At 38.5% G+C, this 20,070-nt stretch carries 13 protein-coding genes; 5 read left to right on the top strand and 8 right to left on the bottom strand.

What is annotated here, in order from left to right; all coding sequences use genetic code 11:
• Nucleotides 1-11 precede the first annotated feature (11 nt).
• The 4 genes from WCM76_15055 to WCM76_15040 form a co-directional block, all read right to left on the bottom strand.
• Nucleotides 12-8,207, bottom strand: a complete 8,196-nt coding sequence (locus WCM76_15055) for a neuraminidase-like domain-containing protein (GenBank protein MEI6766947.1) — start codon at nt 8,205-8,207, stop codon at nt 12-14.
• Nucleotides 8,208-8,422: 215 nt separating this feature from the next.
• Nucleotides 8,423-8,836: a hypothetical protein gene (locus WCM76_15050; GenBank protein ID MEI6766946.1), complete on the bottom strand. Its 414-nt coding sequence runs from the start codon at nt 8,834-8,836 to the stop codon at nt 8,423-8,425.
• 5 nt (nt 8,837-8,841) lie between these two features.
• Nucleotides 8,842-9,393, bottom strand: coding sequence for a DUF2589 domain-containing protein (locus WCM76_15045; GenBank protein ID MEI6766945.1), 552 nt, complete (start codon nt 9,391-9,393; stop codon nt 8,842-8,844).
• Between the two features lie 20 nt (nt 9,394-9,413).
• The gene (locus tag WCM76_15040) at nt 9,414-10,055 is read right to left on the bottom strand and encodes a DUF2589 domain-containing protein (GenBank protein ID MEI6766944.1); all 642 of its coding nucleotides are present in this window, start codon (nt 10,053-10,055) and stop codon (nt 9,414-9,416) included.
• Nucleotides 10,056-10,362: 307 nt separating this feature from the next.
• Between WCM76_15040 and WCM76_15035 the strand changes: the two genes are divergently transcribed.
• A complete protein-coding gene (locus WCM76_15035; protein ID MEI6766943.1) occupies nt 10,363-10,707 on the top strand; it encodes a helix-turn-helix domain-containing protein in 345 nt (114 codons plus the stop codon).
• A 236-nt stretch (nt 10,708-10,943) separates the two neighbouring features.
• Nucleotides 10,944-11,789: a hypothetical protein gene (locus tag WCM76_15030; GenBank protein ID MEI6766942.1), complete on the top strand. Its 846-nt coding sequence runs from the start codon at nt 10,944-10,946 to the stop codon at nt 11,787-11,789.
• A 1,044-nt stretch (nt 11,790-12,833) separates the two neighbouring features.
• Here WCM76_15030 and WCM76_15025 read toward each other — a convergent pair.
• From WCM76_15025 to folP, 4 genes are all read right to left on the bottom strand, one after another.
• Complete coding sequence (locus WCM76_15025; GenBank protein MEI6766941.1) at nt 12,834-13,514, bottom strand: hypothetical protein; 681 nt, start codon at nt 13,512-13,514, stop codon at nt 12,834-12,836.
• A gap of 269 nt (nt 13,515-13,783) precedes the next feature.
• Nucleotides 13,784-14,842 carry an FG-GAP-like repeat-containing protein gene (locus WCM76_15020; GenBank protein ID MEI6766940.1) on the bottom strand — a complete coding sequence of 353 codons (1,059 nt, stop codon included), beginning with the start codon at nt 14,840-14,842 and terminating at the stop codon, nt 13,784-13,786.
• A gap of 166 nt (nt 14,843-15,008) precedes the next feature.
• The gene (locus WCM76_15015; GenBank protein ID MEI6766939.1) at nt 15,009-15,821 is read right to left on the bottom strand and encodes a T9SS type A sorting domain-containing protein; all 813 of its coding nucleotides are present in this window, start codon (nt 15,819-15,821) and stop codon (nt 15,009-15,011) included.
• 125 nt (nt 15,822-15,946) lie between these two features.
• Complete coding sequence (gene folP / locus WCM76_15010; GenBank protein MEI6766938.1) at nt 15,947-16,801, bottom strand: dihydropteroate synthase; 855 nt, start codon at nt 16,799-16,801, stop codon at nt 15,947-15,949.
• 74 nt (nt 16,802-16,875) lie between these two features.
• On the opposite strand from folP, the gene WCM76_15005 reads away from it, so the two are divergent.
• The 3 genes from WCM76_15005 (at nt 16,876) to WCM76_14995 (ending at nt 19,831) form a co-directional block, all read left to right on the top strand.
• On the top strand, nt 16,876-17,421 hold the full coding sequence (locus WCM76_15005; protein ID MEI6766937.1) for a DUF1599 domain-containing protein: 546 nt from the start codon (nt 16,876-16,878) through the stop codon (nt 17,419-17,421).
• 64 nt (nt 17,422-17,485) lie between these two features.
• Nucleotides 17,486-18,646, top strand: a complete 1,161-nt coding sequence (locus WCM76_15000; protein ID MEI6766936.1) for a BT_3928 family protein — start codon at nt 17,486-17,488, stop codon at nt 18,644-18,646.
• Nucleotides 18,647-18,745: 99 nt separating this feature from the next.
• Nucleotides 18,746-19,831: an ABC transporter permease gene (locus tag WCM76_14995; GenBank protein ID MEI6766935.1), complete on the top strand. Its 1,086-nt coding sequence runs from the start codon at nt 18,746-18,748 to the stop codon at nt 19,829-19,831.
• Nucleotides 19,832-20,070: the final 239 nt, after the last annotated feature.

Genomic DNA, 20,070 nt, shown 5'->3' with positions numbered 1-20,070 from the left:
AGAAGCCGGGCTTATGCTTCGGCTTCTTTCAAACTTTTACCGGACAACAGTGTTTTATAATATTCATCAACTGAGTTAAGCTGCTCTAATTGCATTTCATGGTTCTCGAGTTCCTTCTCTGCAATTTGCTGGCGGATTTGAGTAGCCAGAATTTGTTGGTTGATTTGATTTAATTCCAATTTTGACAATTTCGCTTGAAACTGCCATTCATCCAACCTGCGTTTATATCCACCCTGAATTGAAAGAAGACCAGAGTTCCTATCTATAATCCCAATCGCCGTTTGCATCCCATTTACAATTAAATTCGTTGAACCAGCGAATTTTGATCCATCAATTAAATCAGATGTAAAGCCCAAGCCAACTCGGATTTCGGGAATCATGTTAAGTATTGATGCTATAGTTTGAATTATCGCAACTCCATTTTGCAAGCCAACTGAAGTGGCAGATAATGTGTAAGAGGCACTTTCTAAAGAATTCATGAATTCTCTTGACAGGTAATAATCTATTTTCTCCTGAGTTAATTCGACAGAACGATTCAACGCTTCAACATTTTCTTCAGATTCATTAACTTGAAGTTTCCTGACTTGCTTGATTGCTTCCTGGATGTTTATTTCCTGAGTAGATCTGAGCAATGTCAAACTCTCAGCATCTCGTTTTTCAAGTACCGTCAATAATTTTTCGCCAAGCTGCTTTACTTCATTACAGAATTCAACTGCTTTTGCATGAATGGCTCTAAAACGGTAGTTCAAGTTGCCCACTGATGCCTGATCAAGGACAATGCTTAAATCTAATCCGGCAGCGGCAGCCTGCACAAGCAAAGCCGGATCAATAGGAGGTTCAAATAAGGGTAATTGCCGTTCTACCCCTTCAATGTTCATACAATGGCGGATTTTGTACAGGCGGTCTTCAACCAAATCCCAGTAAGAAAGCAGCATATCGTTTACTGGAATACAGAAATGCTGGGAATCAATGCGTGGTAATGGCTCGTCATCCTTTATATATCTGGTGCCATGAACATTGTTATGTTGAATTACATTGTTATGCCCGGGGCTGCCAGTACTTGAATCCCCCGTCTCCATTCTTTTCAATTCTGAACCTGAGAGGGCATAGTTATCAGGTTGCGTATTGAAAGTATATGAGATAGCTTCTTCGAAATGGGCTAAATAACTGAATCCGTTATTTATCGTGTAATTCTCAGCAACAATTTCATTATAGGTCACTTCCTGCATTTCATGCCCGGGCATTTTCTTCGGTCTTGGTCCGAGTATTTCATACGCAAGAATATAGAGCATTGTCGCCTCGTTAATAGATTCCATTGTGTCGCGGCGGAACAATTGATCGCCCCATGCAATAAGGTTATCGATGTATTTCATCACGACTGTCCTTTCATAGGCCACAGGGCGGTAACGTGCAATCAGATGCGGCTTAAACGGATTATCCAGCCATGCCCTTACCTGATCAGCGTATTGAGAAATATTATTCAGAATATTGGCAATATTCTGCTCCTGAACAGCCTGTGTATTTAGCAAATGAAATGGTTTGGTTGTCCAGAATTTTTGCGGACTTTGATCACTTGTAGTATCTGTTGGATTGAAAATGTAGTGGAACCAATGCATGGCTTCTTCAAATTTCTGGTTCTGACTCAACTTGCACGCGATGTACAACGGAGCATGAAAGAACATTTCCCAATTATATATTGAATAACCACCGCCAAAAGCGAAATCTACCGTTTCCGTTTGATAATCGTTGTCAATTTCAACATGGGTTTCCGGTTGGTATTCCGTCGTGAAATTAAAATTATTGAAAGGAGAGTAAGTTTCGGGGGACATCTGTATTTTCCGATTAAGAAGACCATCAATTCCATCTCGGCTCAACTCACGTTTGAATAATGTAGTATATGGATGATAATGTGGAAATACAGAATAATCCAATGAAGACGGACTTTTAGCAATTTCCCATTCAGGTTTGATAAAATAGACTTTGTAATAATCCTGATAGAAGAACGGATGATATAAATGACCATCTGTAATAACACTAATTAAATTCGCATTATCTCCCGTGGTAAAGACAAGATTTGGATAAACACAAGTGGTGGTCAATAGTTTTTGATGATTGTTAGGATTTTTAACATAAACAGGCGTACTATTTATACCAGGCGAGGCAGATGAAAAATCTGAAAAATAACATGCATTGTTATTAATCTGTAATGGATTATTAAGTGCACAATTTTGCATCCAAGAATTTAGGATCGGAAGAGTTTCCGGATCCATTGTCTTGGTGATCTCTTCATACATTATACACAAAGCATCGTAATTCCGGAAAATATCAGCAACTGGGCCAGAAAATCTCACGTTATAATCATTCGAAATATATGACTGGATTTCATAAAAGTTGCCATTGAATTTCATTATTGAGGTTACAGGGTAATCCGTCGTGTTCGGTGGTATCCGGTTGTCATCATACAAATCCTTTGGACTGTATTTGAGATACAGATTAAATTCTAATTCATTATTTGTATTATTATAACCGGGAATAAAAGAATAAAGCTGTGGAAGCTTATGATTGCCAATAATAAAATGTTTCTTTTTAGAAATTTTTATCGGGGACCATCCATTTTTTTTCCGAATACTCCAGGCTGGCTGAATTTCCATATATGGCCAGGGATCCGGGGCAGTTGCAAATGCGTCAATTTTTTTTGCTTTATTGTTTATAACTAGCCAAAAAATATGGAGTTTTCTGTTGTAAACAACAGGAACAACCAGATCGCCCTTAATGTCTAAGTCAATTTTTTCCCAAGCGCTCCAAACATTATAATTCCCGTCATAAACGCGGTAGTAATAAGTATGAGGATGTGAATGCGTTCGTGCAATTACATGAAGTTTATTTATTTTTTTGACAGAATCAACTTCATGGTAAATGCCACTAACAGCCATGTTGGCGACCTCGTGCAATTTATTCAGATACTCTGAAAAAACATCTTCCGCCAATTCTGGGGTAATTTCACCACGGTTCAGTTCATCCTCAAGGTCCTGAAAGAATGGGGTTTTGTCATCTCGTAATTCAGGCACAATCCAATTTTCAGGATAAAGGAAAACTTTGCGGTTTGCTTCCCATATCCTGTAATATTTCATCCATTTCCACTGTGCCCATTCAGGATTTGTTCCAACGGTGACTTGCGATTCTAGGTTTATCATGCATCGCTGCACGAAAAGCTGGACTGATGAAATGGCCTGTTTGATGCGTGAGGTTAGCTGACAGGCGCTCATCTCAACATCAATTAGAAAATACCCATATAAGCCATTCGTATCATGCCAGCGTTTATTTTGCGGTTGCGAAGTAAGTTGAGAGTACATGATAAGATATGACGAGAGCGCTTTGCACTTCGCTTCACGAATAGGCTTTTGAATAGGTGGAAGTATTTCAAGCCATTGGTTGTTTGAAAACCTTGACTTGTATTGGTTGAATACCTCATTCGCCATTTGAAGTTCCTGACTATCCGACATAATCCATGTGCTCCAGTTAAGGAGGGTTGCGGAGTCCACACCAGAGGAATGCATTAGTTCAATTTCGTCCTGAATTGTAGAACTATTTGCAAGATAAATAATAACGTCATTTTGGTTTTGAGACAAACCAAGACTAACAAAGATACCAGTCATTTCTGACTCGGCAACTTTGAACAAAGCTGCTAACTGGGCTGTGAATAACTGTGAATGATTGATCTCATCAAGAAAGTCTGCAAATGAATATCCAATCTCGGTTAAGTAAGAATTATTGACTTCATTAATTCGGATGAAATTCATAAAACTATATATCGGCCTGCCCCCCTGAGAATATTCTACAGGAAAGATTGGAAATGGCCCAAATTGTAAAATATTAAGGAATAGTTTTCGGAGTAGGTTTGCCTTTACCTTTGCCCTTTTGATTAAAATGGAGTACTTATTGATTAATTCAAGGCACAGAAACATCCTTTGAATCGCTGTATTTTGAATATTCAAGGATAGGATGAAATTCCCATCATTATCCGTTAATAAATAGTCACTGTAATCAAATATTCGATATAAAATCTGTCCATAATGGTTTGTTGAATTAAGCGTCTCTTCAATAGCCTCCAGGGCAGTACTAAAAGCTTCGGAAACAGTTTCAGCAATACAACTACGTCTCTGTACCCTATAGAGACATGTGAACAATAGTTGGTAGCGGTATACAATATCCAGATTTGTAAATGTGCCAGGACTTAACTGAAGTATCTCATTGTTGTCGGCCATTGTCTGATCAAAATGCACCCGGAGAAAGTCGTCTGAATTCCCAGGTGAGCTCCATGCTCCATTGACAAGGTTCAGTATTATTTCTATATCCCCTTCATTACTAAATGTATCTATTTCTCTCAAATACTGATAACTTATATATCGCATTAAGTGTTTTAAAAGATAAGGATAGGACACATAATCCGGATTATTTTGGTTTATCAGTACATTTTCCGCATCGGCCAGATCAGAAAGAAATCTGGAAAAATACTGTTTTAAAAACACTCTTTTTTGTTCATTATCCGCAAAGAAAGTCCCCTGATGGATAATTAATTCAATTGCATGGTCAATATCACTTGCATCTGCAAATTCCGGCATTCGGCTCAAAAGAAGCCGGACGGTGTCCTCATAAAGCCCGACATGCTGGCAAAACTTTTTATAGAGTGGTTCAATTTTTTTTCGAATATCTTCAATTGTATTGTTGAAAAAATCGTATTGTTCAAGAAGTGCTGGCCAATCAGATGAGATCTGTGGGAAATTCTCTGTCAATAAGTACCTAATTACGGAAAAATCTAGATCCGTTTTTTTGAGAAGCTCTGCCCATTCGATAAAACGTTCAGTTTCAACGAGGGAATTAAAGACCGCAAGATAGGAGTCTGAAATTGACATCGCAAAAATGTCAGTAATCTCCCTAATGCTAATACCAATAGCTTTAGCAAGAGTTGCATGCCGAAACAATAAGCTCAAATATTCGATTGTAACCATATTACAATCAGGCGGTACCTTAACTGGGAGTAGCGTATCTTCCAGTAATTTCAATTCCGATTCAGTAATCGAAAGAATCCCGGAAAGCAATTTTCTGACCGAGGGGAAGCTGATACTGCCAATTTGTCCCTGATTAGGCGTAAATGCGTCGAATGTACTTGGATCAGTAATAATCGTCTTATTCTGAAATAATCTAAAAAACAATGAATGTTCAGATTTTCCATTGTAGTTTCGTTCTTCCCAGTTGATGTCTCCATAGAAGGCCAGAACAACTTCAAACGGTAAATTGAGTCGTTTCCTGATTTTATCAAAACGCATGATACCTTCTAAGCTAGCCGAAATCTGAGAGCCCGGTGAGACTATCTGATTTCGGAGCAACAGATCTAGTTCCCACATCTGATAGCCTGTAGTGCGCCACAGTCTGAGGAACCTGTGGATTTTATCGAAAGTACCTTCAGTATCAGTTACAAATTTAGCATCACAATCGCAGCTTTCATCTGAAAGATCAATGCCAAGAGGGTTGGTAATATTGCCCTGAGTTATCCATTTAACTCTTAGTAGATCTTGCATTTGGTCGCAGTTAAGACCGCTATACTTCAAAAAATCCATAACGGGCATGCTCACGTTGTAGCCAATACTCCCCCAAACAAGATTGCGGTGATTTAAATTTGAAAAATCTTTCGATTGCAAATCTAGACCGGTAAAATAATATCCTGGAGAACCAATAACCATTCTGTAGTCAACCTCAGTCATTCCGAAGTATTCTGCAGAGATTTGCGCGTCATCTACTGCATTTATATTTCTAAAATCCTCCATCAAATTAGATTTGTTCATCCCCATTTTTTCCAGAAATGTTCTTGTTATGGTCTGATTCAAATTAAAAGAATTATACATCGGGAAGTACGATTTTTTAATTTTATCGTACGCCACGTCGTTAACATGTTCAGGGATTGCTTTTAGTTCAGCCGCCTGTAGAGTTGTCTGACAGAAACCCAGATTGGGTGTAACTTCATTTTCAAGAATCTCACAAGCTAGGTCAATATATGGCATCGGAGTGTCAGTATTCGGACAATTCAATTTGATTTCACCAATATCCGGGCGTCGGTCAAATAATATATCTTTAACTGTTCGCCCTGATTCCTCTGAGGCGATTCCATCCAGAAAGGTCAATAAATCTACAAGATATGCCGACGGACTGAGAACTGACCGGCATTGTTTACAATCACAATAGTCAAGTGATCCAAACAAAGTTTCAAGATTGGGAAATTGCTCATTCAGGTGTTCAATAATTTCAGAACTGATGGCAGGTGAAATAGCTCTCGGATTTGCAATATTGAGCTCAGATTTTAAATTCGTAAATGCCGCCAATGCATTTGAATATCGCAAAGTTGCAATGCTGAAAACCTTTTCTGCATCATCTTCCGAAATATTGCGGGCAGCAAGTCGTTGCTTAACATTTCCGTTTCCTACAAAATACAAGTGTCCAGAACTATGAATATGTTCATCAAGTAAGGCCACGGCTGTATCAGGATTGGGAGCCATCTGAAATACTCTCTGTACCACTGCCGCTTCATTTAGAATTTGTTTCTTTTCTTCTTCCCCATAACCTACTGTTGGGAATACGTCCTTTATCTTACTTGTAAATAGACTGAAATTTTGAGGTGGACTATAAATAAAATTTTTAATCAGATTGAAATGCGGTAGGTTGTGGTAGCCACTTCTTTCGGCTCTGGCAATAAAGGCCACGTCAGGATAGAGTTTTTCAAGATTACTATAAATCTCCTTCGCATAATTATTCGTTTTTTCGTAAACCGTTTCACCAGCCGTATCAGAGGGGTATCCATTCTCTCCATAGCTTGCAATTATTGTCGCCCAATATTCTTGAGGGTTTGCTGCAAGGTTACGGGTGGGTGACGGATATCCAAGAGCACCATTAAGATGATTAATTATCATCGGATGGTTCTTGCTGATTTTCCCAAACTCAAATGTTCTTATTACTCTTTCTACATTATTATTTCCATCATTTGGAATCTGCAATCGAAGCTCTTTGCTAAATTCTTCGAGATCGGCATTTTTATCCAGAAGTATTTGAGCAATTTGCAATTTCTGTCCGTCAGTAAAAACTCCGCCGGAAATATCAATCAGCGATCTTATACTTGAATTACCCACCAGTAAAGGCTCGTCGAGTTTTATTGCCTGAGATAAAATAACCAACTGAGTGTTTAGTAGAGCCAATAGGATTTCGAAATCTTCTGGTCCACCAGCAGAAATCAATCTCTTTTTCACTGCATGTGTCATAATTTCAGTACGAAGGTCTATGTCAAGTAATGAAATTCCAACAATAGTTTTTGAGATTAGATTTGAATAAAATATCTCATGGTTTTCATTGCTGCCGGGAAGTAGATTCTCTGGCAGGTTTATTGGATATCCCTGATAAATAAATGCAAAGAAAAATTTAAGGTCAAATTCTGGTTCACTTCTAGACTTGAAACATCTGTATGATAGCAAATATTTACCCAGACTGTCCAACGACATTCCGGAAGCTTTGGCAACAATGGAAAAATCTTCTCCAGAAAAATCGTCCAGATTCTCAACCGCATTATTAAGTTTATCGGTATAAATCTCTAAAAGAGTTTTCTCCTGACTGTACAAGAAACTGATGTTAAAATCAATTACTGTCTCATGTGAAGATTCATTCACTGTAAAATATTCTGAATTTGACACGAAAGGAGGATTATAAAGTTGTGTAAAAATACAGAACTCACTAAGCGGAATCAACCCAGAGGCACTTTGAACGGTTGGCTGGCGGTAAAGTATGTAATATGATCCGTCTGAGTATGATAGCGCTTGCCCCAGAAGAACATTCGTTTTGTCTTTATTATTGTACTGATAAGCAATTACTAACTTTCCGGCTACAGGTGTTGAAGTGTCATCTGTTACTTTCCCTCTAATCCTATAAAAAACTCCAAGCTCACTGTTGATTGCATCGATGAAAGCGCTATTAATTTCACAACCCAATGATAAACAATGAGATTTTGAAAATAGATGAATCGCTTCTTTTGTAGTGTAACCAATGGTTCTTGAATCAGACTCATCCTGATTTATTGTGTAGCCAAGAAGTGACAGTATTTGTTGAAGCTGATAAACATGCTCAGGGTTTGAACCTGAAAAATCGGCGGGAAGAAGGTAGGATCTCATAATGTTATATATTTTAGGGTTAAAGTACAATTAACTCGTTTATTCAAAATACAGTATAGAGCAGCATGCTCTACAAAGTATGGATTAATTTCTTCCATCAGTAAGATTAGTAGGATAGCGCCGTATTTTTAGACTGTAACAGAAAAGTCGTCAAACATTTTCATTTTGCTTGTTACCAGCAAAAGAAATTTAAATGCCTAATTTCAAAAAGCAACTCATCTTTGTATAAAATCGTGAACTTGTATATCAAATGGTATTGAACTATGTGACGGGCTAGTATCAATCTTCGATGCTGAAATTTGCCCATTTTGTAGGCAAAGCTCAATTTTCACTTGTATTGACCCAGCCAAATCTTTCGAGCAAAGGTGATACATCATGCTTTTTTTATTTGTCGTTTTAAAAAAATCAATGACCCGTTTTAAAAAATTCTGTTTTTGAGGCTGTATAAAAAATCCAAATTCAATTTTACTTACATCAAGGCTCGCAAGATCAAGCATTATTCCCGGGACGGATTTGTTTACACTGGTCACAATCTCGTTTTGTCGTAAAATAAAATCAGTACGAGCTTTAATTACCTCAGAGAGCACATGCTGACAAATCTGTTCTAACGACAAATACTTTTTTCTCATCGGGTTTATTGACCGGGAATTGTTTTGGATAACAAACTTAATATTCTTGCTAAGCCTTCTGGCATTGGCGCTTCACTCGCATGCAATGTTATATCAAGTGAACCACTTCGATTGAGCACTGATTCACTGGATTTGCTGCTGGTCACGTTCCCCTTTAGTGAAATGTCAACAAATTTTGACAGTATCCCAGCAGCACCTATTGTCACATCGCCGCCGCCTTCAGTTGATTTTTTTATTGTCTGAACCTGGCTGATCTCATATTTGAAACTTGTGGTAAACGAATCAATTCTTATATGAGGTATTGGCACCATTGAAAGCAAAGGCGCATTAATTTTTGTTTCCACCGTGCTGGTTGCCGCTGACTGTCCTGTAGATTCGGATGCAGTTTTAACAGTAAACTCGATTGAGTCTTTTTTAAATTGCTCAATAAAATCTTTGGTTGTCTGGGTGGCAACCGTCTGTGCTTTAATCACGCCCAATAAGGGAGCGGAGACAATAAATTCCAATGGTAATGCCTGAAATTCTGCTGCTGCAAAGACTTCATTTGTTGTGGCCATGATTTTTGGGTGTTAGGTTATTATTTTTCAAGATTAGTTGTGATTGTTGCCTGGCTTAACGAGGTTAATAGTTTATCAAGACCGGCAGGTAGTGGCTGCCGGGTAATATTGACTTCAATGGAAATAGTGCTTGAAGATTTATTCGATATAAGAGTATCAGGATCTCCACTTGTCACAGTGCCTTTAAAACTTACAGGATCCGAGACAAGATACCAAGGCCTATTTGATTCATCATATTTGACATCTTGATTGCCGGCCCTTTTCATATTTTCAACTTCAGAAGCTTGTAATTGGACATGTTTTTCGATGTCCTCTACCTGAAAGCTCATTTTTACATTGGCATTATCAATGGAAAGTGGTGTAACCGGAATTAGTGCAAGAGCGGGAATACTTACCTCAACTGATTTTCCATTTTCATCTTTGAAGCGAAAATGTTGAATATACATTTGCTTTGCGTCCTGTGCTTGTTCTTTTGAATGTCCAGCGTCATCAACTCCAATATGAGGATAACCGATTTGCAAAACAAGATTTAGGAAACTTCTCGCCGAATGTACCTGAGCTTTGAATAATGCGTCGAGTGGTGCTAACAATGCTTGAGATAAAGAAATTTTCTCGAGCGAGGCCGGAGCAATATTCGTAAGTGTATTTTCCTTATCAGCCATTTTTCCTACTGTTATATTTAGCCTGAAATAGTACGTTCTATTAACAATATAGAACTATTGATTTATATCAGGACAAAACCACATTTATCTATTTTTAACGCAAATATGAATAAATTATTTTATACCGTATGTTAAGTTAATGTGAATTATATATAAATTAATTGCTAATTTATTGTTAAATATATTATTATCTACAAAGTAGAAAAAAGTTGCTCAGAAAAAATAAATATTTCAGGCCTACCTCTGGGGTAACCCTTACCCCCTGAATTGATATCAATTTTGTGCAATACTTTTTAAATCTTTAATCATGGAAAATATGGTCTTCACCCAGCTATCAATACAAGAAATTCGATTGCTACTACGAGATGAGATACAGCAGGCACTAAAAGAATATTCCGAGAAAATCCGAAAAGAACCTGATAATGATCTACTGGATATTAAGCAGGTTGCTATAAAGCTTAAAATGGCGGTTCCGAGTATTTATGGACTTGTTCATCGCAGGCAGATTCCACATATTAAGCGAGGGAAGAAACTCATTTTTGAAAAGACTCAGATAGAGCAATGGCTTCAGAATGGTCGGCAAATGACTCTTGGCGATTCATCGAAAAAATCTGACGAATATTTGTTTCATAAAAATCACCTTGATCCATAATGCGTCATCGCCAAAAGTAAATTAATATAAATAGAGCAATTCCAACGAAACTACCTGGAAAGTCAAATGTCACAGAGTATTTCAATTATAAAACGTCACACATGAAATTATAAATGGAAAATCAATTTTCACAAAAACGGTTTGCAAAATTGAGCCCCATAGAAACTAACAATCCATTTTAATAGAAATAAAAACCGCTAAATGAGTATAAAATATAAATTGAAAATAATCCAGCTATGAAAACAACAGGAGTTAGAGTAGAAGTACCGATTGAATTATACCAAACGCTTGTAGAGATTCAACAAACAAGATGGCAAGAAAGTGGAAAGAAACCGTCCTTGTCAGCGATTATCATTGATCTATGCACTTCTGGACTCGACTCGGCATCAAATAATACAATGTTAGGCAACAACGAGATAAAAAACAATCCTAACGTTTCGTTGATTTCAAACAGGGCTTATATACCGGGAGAAAAGCGAAATAAGCAGATGGAGCAATACTATTGCCAGATGGACGCAACACTGAACCAGCGGGCACTTTCGCTACGCGCATTGGAAAATGAACTGATGGAGGCTCGTGATGATTTTTTTCAAAAACAAAATGAATTTATCATAGGAAAAGAAATGTCTGTCACAAAAAATCAAGCGGGGCCGGAGCAAATCATCGAATTGAAAATGTCCAAAATCGAGTTAGCCCATAAACAACAGACTATTGAAACCTTGAAGAAAGAAATTGCCAATAACCAATCAATCATTCTCAAGTCTTTAGGAAACCTTGAAACTTCAGTAAAAAAGCAAGAAAAGCAAGCCCCGACAATCTGGGATCATATTATTCCGTGGATTCCAGTGCTCGTGAATCTAATCGGCTGGTATATGGCAATGGGTAAAATTAACGGGAAAGCTGATCTAAGCGGATTAACCGGTCATATAAGCGAAGTTCTCAAAGGAATCGATCCGGAAAACCGGCAAAAAGTATCTCAAACGATAATGGACGCGGTTCAGAATATAATAAAAAACCAAACGACTCCCTTAAAAAGCGCCTCAAAGGTTGAATCAGGGGATGCTGAAAAGCGTGTCAAATAAGGGTTTCCAATACAGAAATAATTCTGAACAAAAATCAGTTCAATTTCTTGTACAGAAAAACATTTTCTATTTCACTGATTTTATTATTGTTGCAAATAAGTGTACACTTGCTTAATAAATGTACATATGGCATTTCGGAGTAAAATCTGTTATAAATCTGGAATTCTATTGCGCTCACTGTACAAAACTGTTGATTTCAGCGTTAATTCTTAATAAATGTTGTACACTTTCTTGAAATATAGAAACATTATGGGATTTCCCTACGCAAAAAGTGTACAGATAACCGCCAAGCAAGCAAAACAGTGGAACCATGCAAATTTTACAGCTGTTTCAAACCCTGTTGCGCTGCATTTTTTAATTGCCTAGATTTTTTTTTACTAATTATCATCGGCGTAAATAATATTTTGTATTCAATTTGGAATTTGACTCCCATTTTATAAAATGTTTGCCTGATTTATCTGAAATAATTTCTCAAATGATATCAATTTGGAAAATGAATTCCACATTAGCTAATTAAAAATTCGTTTGCAGATATTTTGTGGACTGTATGCAGCATAAAAATCCATCACTTACTCAAGTGGCTCATCGAATTTTTTCCTCTGCGCACAAAACTATATTGCAGAAGCCGGCCTTTTTTATAAAAAAGTAAAAAGCTGTGATTAAATTTTTATTTATTGCCTATCGGGGGATGCAAATTGTAATGAAGTTATTACTGAAATGTATTTCTTTGCACTTAGTCTTTCATCAAGCAATGATTTTTCTCTCAGAAAACAACACTATAAAAAAAACGAAGTCAATAATTTCATTGAAGCTCTCGTCCTGAAAACCAAAATAAACAATTCTGACTTTGAATCCAAAATTTAAAACGCAAGTATTACAATCTTGACGTTCATTTTATCACCTCAAGAAATTTTAAAAACTGTAGCAGCAAGTTTATGCGAAAAAAAATCATTGTCAGCGGGATTCCGTATTATTTCTGAATAACATTAAATAATATGAAGGACAGAAAGGGGTTTTATGGAATATTGCCAAGGCAAATTCTATTTAGTTCAATATTTTTGGCGCGTGTAATACCTGATCTCTTTCCTTGTCAATGCAACCACCTTCATAGCGGCACACGCCTACTCGTGGAGAATTCACAATGGGTAAAGTTAAGAAATCTTTATACCCTGGGCAATCCTGAGTATGGTGATCGGAACATTCTGCGCAGTATCTTCCCTCATCATCAAAAAGATCATGGATTGAAAAAATATTCACTGCTGGTTTTGTTTTACAACTATCGCAAAGAAAATTAATGGGCTCGTTCCGAGACAAAATAATAATATTTTTTTTCATCGCCAGGCAGATGCGGCCAATCACAGAGACAAAAAGTTTAGTAGGATTGATACTATCATACTGATAAAGCCAATTCATACCTTGGATCATGCATTGCCCTAATTCCCATTTCATCGCAAAAGATCCATGAATATCTTTAAAACAGCTCTCATGCCCACAGCAATCAAGCCAGATGTTCCTAAGAAAGTGATCTAACTGGCGAAGTGTACAATTATCTTTAACGAGTAAGTGCAGAAAATAATCGCCTGACTTAATCTTGATATAAAAAGCAGATGCGCGCATTGACGGTCTGGTTTGCACTTGTTCTTCAAGATGGCCAGAAAGGTGCTTGGTTAATTCCTTCTCGCCAATTAGTTCATTACAATAAATGCACTTTCCTAGTAAATTCATTTCTCTATTTGCAATTGGTATAACAGCAAAGTTATCATTATTTCTGGGGGGAACGAAAATCGTTATGCGAAAACAAATATCGTGATGCAATTCTCTTTTGCCTTGCAATTTTACTGTGAACCGTAATGCACAAAAACTATTGCTCTGATTTTTTTTCTAACTGCGCATTTTTTTTTCACTGTTGTTTCAAAGTTTACTATTTTTGAAGTGCAGGTGTTCATCCTAAATGAATAAAAAACGCCCTTTGCGTTACTCTATTGTTACCCGCCTCACGCAACTAACTGATATTTAGCCATAATTCCAACTCCCACGTCGAGAAGCGAATCTCCGTCAAGGTCGCTGAGTGCTGCGCCTCTGAATGAATGCCCGAACCCGGGCATACTGTATGTCCATTCAATGGAATCTGTCAATGATACTGCGGCTACCATATGGGCACTGGTCACTACAATTTCCATTTCTCCATCACCGTCTATATCGCCCATGGATGTAGGCGAACCGATATAGCCGCCGTAAACGGGAATACTATCTTTCAAGAGTAAGCTGCCGTCTTCACCATTCATTACATACAACCAGCCGTCGTATGAACCTATTGCCAGTTCAGGCTTTCCGTCATGGTCGAGGTCGCCGAAGGAGGCGCCGTGATACATTACATCTTTCGGGTAATGCTGTTCCCACAGCAATGAATGATCGTCGCCACGGTATGCGAAAAATGCGTCGTTCGTTCCAAACGACCAGTTCGCTACAAAGAAATCCAGCTGTCCGTTGCCGTCAAGATCCAGAATGACAGGTTCGGTTTGTATCCAACTATTGGGGTCAACGTCAAAGGCATAATTAAGGCTGCCGTTTTCGGCATTCAGGCAACGGACTGTTCCGCCAAATTCACCATGCAGAATTTCCATTTTGCCGTCGTTGTCCAGATCACCAAGAGTAGGAGGGGAGTCGCTTCCGTTGCTCATGGCTTCCCATATTTTTCGACCGGTAACACCGTTGAAACAAAATGTTTTCGCTACACAACTCGATGGTAAAATAACCTCAAGTGTATCATCATTGTTCACATCATAAATAGTAGGCGCTACATCGTTACAGCCACCGGTATTGAATTTCCACAGCAGCGAGCCGTCTTCGGCATTGAGGCAGTACAGCGAACTGTCGTTGCGGTATGTGCTGAAAACAATTTCCGGTTTCCCGTCCTTGTCAAGATCGGCAGAGGCGGCATTTCCAAATGACACATCTTTTAAATCGTACCACCACTTGATTTTCGGAACCTGACCATTCAGGTTAACGTTTATTACAAGCGTCATCACTAAAATGAATAATTGTTTTTTCATAACGTTATATTTAGGCAAAAGTCAAAAGTCAAAAAGTCGAAAGTCAAAAGTCAAAAAGTCGAAAGTCGAAAGTCAAAAGTCAAAAGTCGAAAAGTCAAAAGTCGTAAGTCAAAAGTCGAAAAGTTCCGTCCCGCACTTGTTCCACTTTCGACATATTACCTTTTACCTAATGCAATTTAATGACTTTTTCATAAGCAAGCTGTTTTTTGTCGTTTGTGAATTTAATAAAATACACGCCTGGTTGAATATCCCCAAATTGCAAATTATAATTGTGCAGAATTATTGGATTCAAAAATACTTTATTTATAATTTGTTCGCCAATCGCTGAAAAAACTTCTATTGAAGATATTTCATCAGAGGATGAAATATTAATTGATTGTTCAAATGGATTTGGGAATATCTGCAAATATTTATCTTTTAGTAATGGGTCATTATAACCTATTGATGGATCGCGGATTAAATAGAATTCCATTGGGAATTGGGTTTGACTTCCCCAGTTATATGGTGGCGCTAATACGTGATTATCCAGGCGCATATTAAACTGTTGAATAAAATTGTCATTGTTTACTAAGAAGAAATAGTCATTCTGAATGCGTGCATAATTCACATAACCAACAGGTGGTGGAAGTGAGACATTGAGTAAACTTGAATCCCAACTTATTGTTATTGGATATTGGTAATTGATTGCATACACATAAAGTTGATGAGATCCTAAAAAATCTAATGCAGAGACTTTAGTTGTATCACTATTAGGATTGCCAATGAACACATTAAATTTGGAATAGTCCATGTGAACAGGTCCTTCTCCAAAAATAGTATCTACACCAGTCGAGGTTGCCAGAGTATCCCAGATAGCCCATATTGTATCTTTTGCGCCGGTAGCATCCTCAAATGCAATATGGAATTTCCATTGTGAGTATTGCGCTTCCGAAAATGTGCTTAATAGACACAATATGAAAATAAGCGCAAGTTTTTTCATGACCTTCGACCTAATTACCTGCAATCAACCCACCCACCCCTAACCCCTCCAGGGAGGTGAATATTTCAATGCTACAAGTCTTTCGACTTTCGACTTTCGACTTTCGACTTTCGACTTTTGACAAATTACCTATTAACTGTTTTTCCCATCATCTCTACCAGCTTCACTGTTTCAACCGCTTCTTTCACATCGTGCACCCTTAGTATATCCGCACCTTTCAGCAATGCAATGGTGTTAAGTACCGAAGTGCCGTTTAAGGCATCATCAGGCTGTATGCCGAGGGTACGGTTTATCATTGATTTGCGTGAAAGTCCTGCCATCATTGGAAGATCGAAGAACCTGAAGTACTCAAAGTTATCTAATAATGTATAATTATGTTCCACTGTTTTGCCAAATCCGAATCCCGGATCCAGAATAATATCGCACACTCCCATACTGCGGAGCTTTTCAAGGCGAACAGAAAAATACATAGAGATTTCTTTTACAATATTGTTATAGTGCGGATTAATCTGCATGGTTTCCGGCGTACCCTGCATATGCATCAAAATGTAGGGCACGTTCAGTCTGGCTATGGTTGCGAACATGTTTTCATCCATATCGCCTCCGCTGATGTCGTTGATAAGTGCCGCACCATGGTCTACTGCAAACTCAGCAACGACTGCATGATACGTATCAACCGAAAACACGGCATCAGGAAATGTGTCCGTAAGTTTTTTCAGTGCAGGTTTCAATTTGCGGCATTCATCTTTTGGCGAAAGGCCTTCTGAGCCCGGTCTTGTCGAAACCGCGCCGATATCTATAATAGCAGCTCCTTCAGAAAGCATCTGGCTTACGCGGGTTTCCCATTGCACTTCAAGGGGGTGACGGCTGCCTTTATAAAAAGAATCGTTCGTTATATTCAGAATGCCCATCACCAAAGGTTTGGAAAGATTGAGCAGCCTTCCCTTACAATTAATTGTTGTCTTTTTTGAATCCTGCATTATAAATCTTAAATTATTATATTTGCACACAGCTTGACTGTAACAAACTGATTGCTAAATTAACTATTTTTATAATGACAAACACCTCCGGGCAATACGACGCAGTTTCATCCTACTGTCGTGAGCTGTACATGAAGAAAATGCGCGACTACGGCAGTTCATGGCGCGTACTCAGACCTTCGTCACTTACCGATCAAATCATGATTAAGGCCAGGCGTATCCGAAGCATCGATGAAAAAGGAACGCAGAAAGTAAATGACGGCGTAAAGGGAGAATTTATCGGCATTCTCAATTATTCGGTTATGGCCCTGATTCAAATTGAACTCAACAATTATGAGGATATAAATCTTGGAATGGATGAAGGTCTGAAATTGTATGATAAATATGTTGCTGAAGCCAAGAAACTCATGGAAGATAAAAATCATGATTATGGCGAAGCATGGCGCGATATGCGTATCGGAAGCATTGATGATATTATACTGATGAAACTTCACCGCATTAAGCAGATTGAAGATAACAAAGGCGTAACAAGTGTTTCTGAAGGTGTGGAAGCCGGTTACTTTGATATGATAAACTATGCAGCCTTTGCGCTGATACTGATAGATGAGAATGAACAATGAACAATTAGTAATTAATCCCAACTCATAACTCAAAACTAATAGCCATTTCCATAAAATATTTTATATGAAATTCTTACGTAACTTCAGCAGGATTCTTATCGGATTGACGTTCATTTTTTCCGGCTTTGTAAAAGCGGTTGATCCCATGGGCTCCATGTATAAATTTAAGGAGTATTTTGAAGCCTTTGGTATGAGTGGTCTTGCCGGTATGGCACTGTTTCTGGGCGTACTGCTTTTCCTGTGTGAATTTATTCTTGGCTTCTCATTTTTGTTTAATGTAAAGATAAAGGTCACGGCATGGCTGATGCTGTTGTTTATGACCTTTTTCACTGTTCTGACATTTATTCTTGCTATCAAGAATCCTGTTTCTGATTGCGGCTGTTTTGGAGACGCCATCAAACTCACCAACTGGGGCACGTTTTATAAGAATATTGTGCTGATGGCTCTTACGCTGATTGTATTTTTTCAGCGAAAGAAGTTCGTTAATAAATTCGCAGATGTAGTGCAGCTTTCTGTTCTTGGACTGGGCGCAATCATCGTGCTCGGAATTGGTTATTATTCATACAATCATCTGCCGCTTATTGATTTCATGCCCTGGAAAAAGGGCGCCGTGATTGCCAAACAGATTCTTCCGCAAAATGAAATAGCCGAAATCAAGCTCATCTATAAAAATACTGAAACCGGTGAGATGCTCGAATATACTTCAAAAACGCTTCCATGGCAGGATACGGTGTTTTTCAAAAAGCTTGTTTTCGTAGAACAAAAAAAGAAAATAATTCAGGAATACAAGGAAGCGCCGATTCATGATTTTATGATTGATGATGCAGATAAAAATGAGCGGAACGCAGAAATTATAGGCAATCCGAACTACCAGTTCTTATTTATCAGCCACGATCTGGGCAGTGCAGATAAAAGCATATTTCCGGCACTGAATGAGTTTTATGCACAATGCCGGAAAGACAGCATCTCCATGGTGGGGCTGTGTGGTTCATCGTTCAGGGATATCGATATTTTCAGGCTGGAGAATAAAGCCAATTTCGATTTCTTTACTGTTGACGAGACCGCATTGAAATCTGTGGTACGTTCCAACCCCGGGCTGGTGTTGCTTAAAAACGGCGTGGTGCTTGATAAATGGCACTACCATGATTTCCCGACCTATGAACAGTTCAAAAGCAACATGCCAAAGTATGAAGAGTTGTTGAAACAGGTGAAAGCTAAAAAATAATTTTAAATTCTAAATGTTGAATTTTAGATTAATTGAAGTTCAAAGGACTCTTACAGTAAAATATTTTAATTTAAAATTCACAATTTAAAATTCATCATTTTGTTCAGGTTTATCCTCAAACGTCTGTTCTACGGTTTGCTCGTGATGTTCGGGGTTATCACCATTGTCTTTTTGTTGTTTAATGTATTACCTGCTGATCCTGCCCGTATGATGCTCGGACAGCGTGCGGATATTGCTTCCATTGAAGCTATAAACCGCGATCTGGGGCGCGACAAGTCATTGATTACACAATACCTTAATTATTTGAACGACCTTTCGCCTATTTCCGTGCATAACTTCGCCGACAGCAAAAGCTACTGGTACAATGATTCTACGAAATACAGTCCATCGGCGCGACTTTTCAAAATATCGTCGCGGCACGAAATTATAATTAAGGAACCCTATTTGCGCCGCTCGTATCAGGGCAAGCGCAAGGTTTCGGAAATTCTCGCTGAGGCCTTTCCGCAAACGGCGCTGCTTGCTGTAATTGCCATGCTGTTTGCATCACTGGTAGGAATAACAACAGGCATTATCTGTGCTATTAAAAAAGACAGTTGGTTCGACCGTGCAGCCACAGTGCTGTCGGTTTTCGGAATGTCGCTGCCATCGTTTTTTGCCGCGATTCTTATAGCCTGGATATTTGCGTTTATCTTATCGGAATACACTCATTTGAGCATGTTTGGTAGTCTTTATACGGTTGACGATTTTGGTGAAGGAGAGCATCTCGACCTTCGGAATATTATACTCCCGGCCATAACCCTGGGAATAAGACCGTTGGCGGTTATTGTGGAGCTTACGCGCAGTTCCATGCTTGAAGTACTTTCGCAGGACTACATACGTACGGCGCGAGCCAAGGGATTGCGGTTTTACAAAGTAGTAACACGACATGCCCTGAAAAATGTGATGAACCCGGTTGTGACGGCTATTTCGGGATGGTTCGCTTCACTGATGGCAGGAGCGGTTTTTGTTGAATACGTGTTTAACTGGAAGGGAATAGGCGTGGTGATTGTCGACGGACTCAATAAATATGATTTCCCGGTGGTGATGGGCGCCTTGTTGGTTATTGCGGTATTGCTCGTGCTGATAAACATTCTTACCGATATCATTTACGGTTTCCTTGACCCAAGAATACGGCTGAGCGGTTAACAGGTAATAAGTAATAGGTGACAGGGAATAGTGAACAGTTCGACAATTCAATAATTCAATAATTCAGCAATTATCAAGTAATTTGCAACTGTTAGCTGAGGCAATTATACATTATTTAAAAAATATTTGCTGCTTAATAAAAAAGATATATCTTTGCATTCGCTTTTCGAAGCAGTTCTTACAAATGGTTCGGTAGTTCAGTTGGTTAGAATACGTGCCTGTCACGCACGGGGTCGCGG

This window comes from Bacteroidota bacterium (assembly GCA_037133915.1).
GTDB lineage: Bacteria > Bacteroidota > Bacteroidia > Bacteroidales > CAIWKO01 > JBAXND01.
Note: the sequence above shows the minus strand (reverse complement) of the source record. Positions and strands in the feature narration are given on the sequence as shown.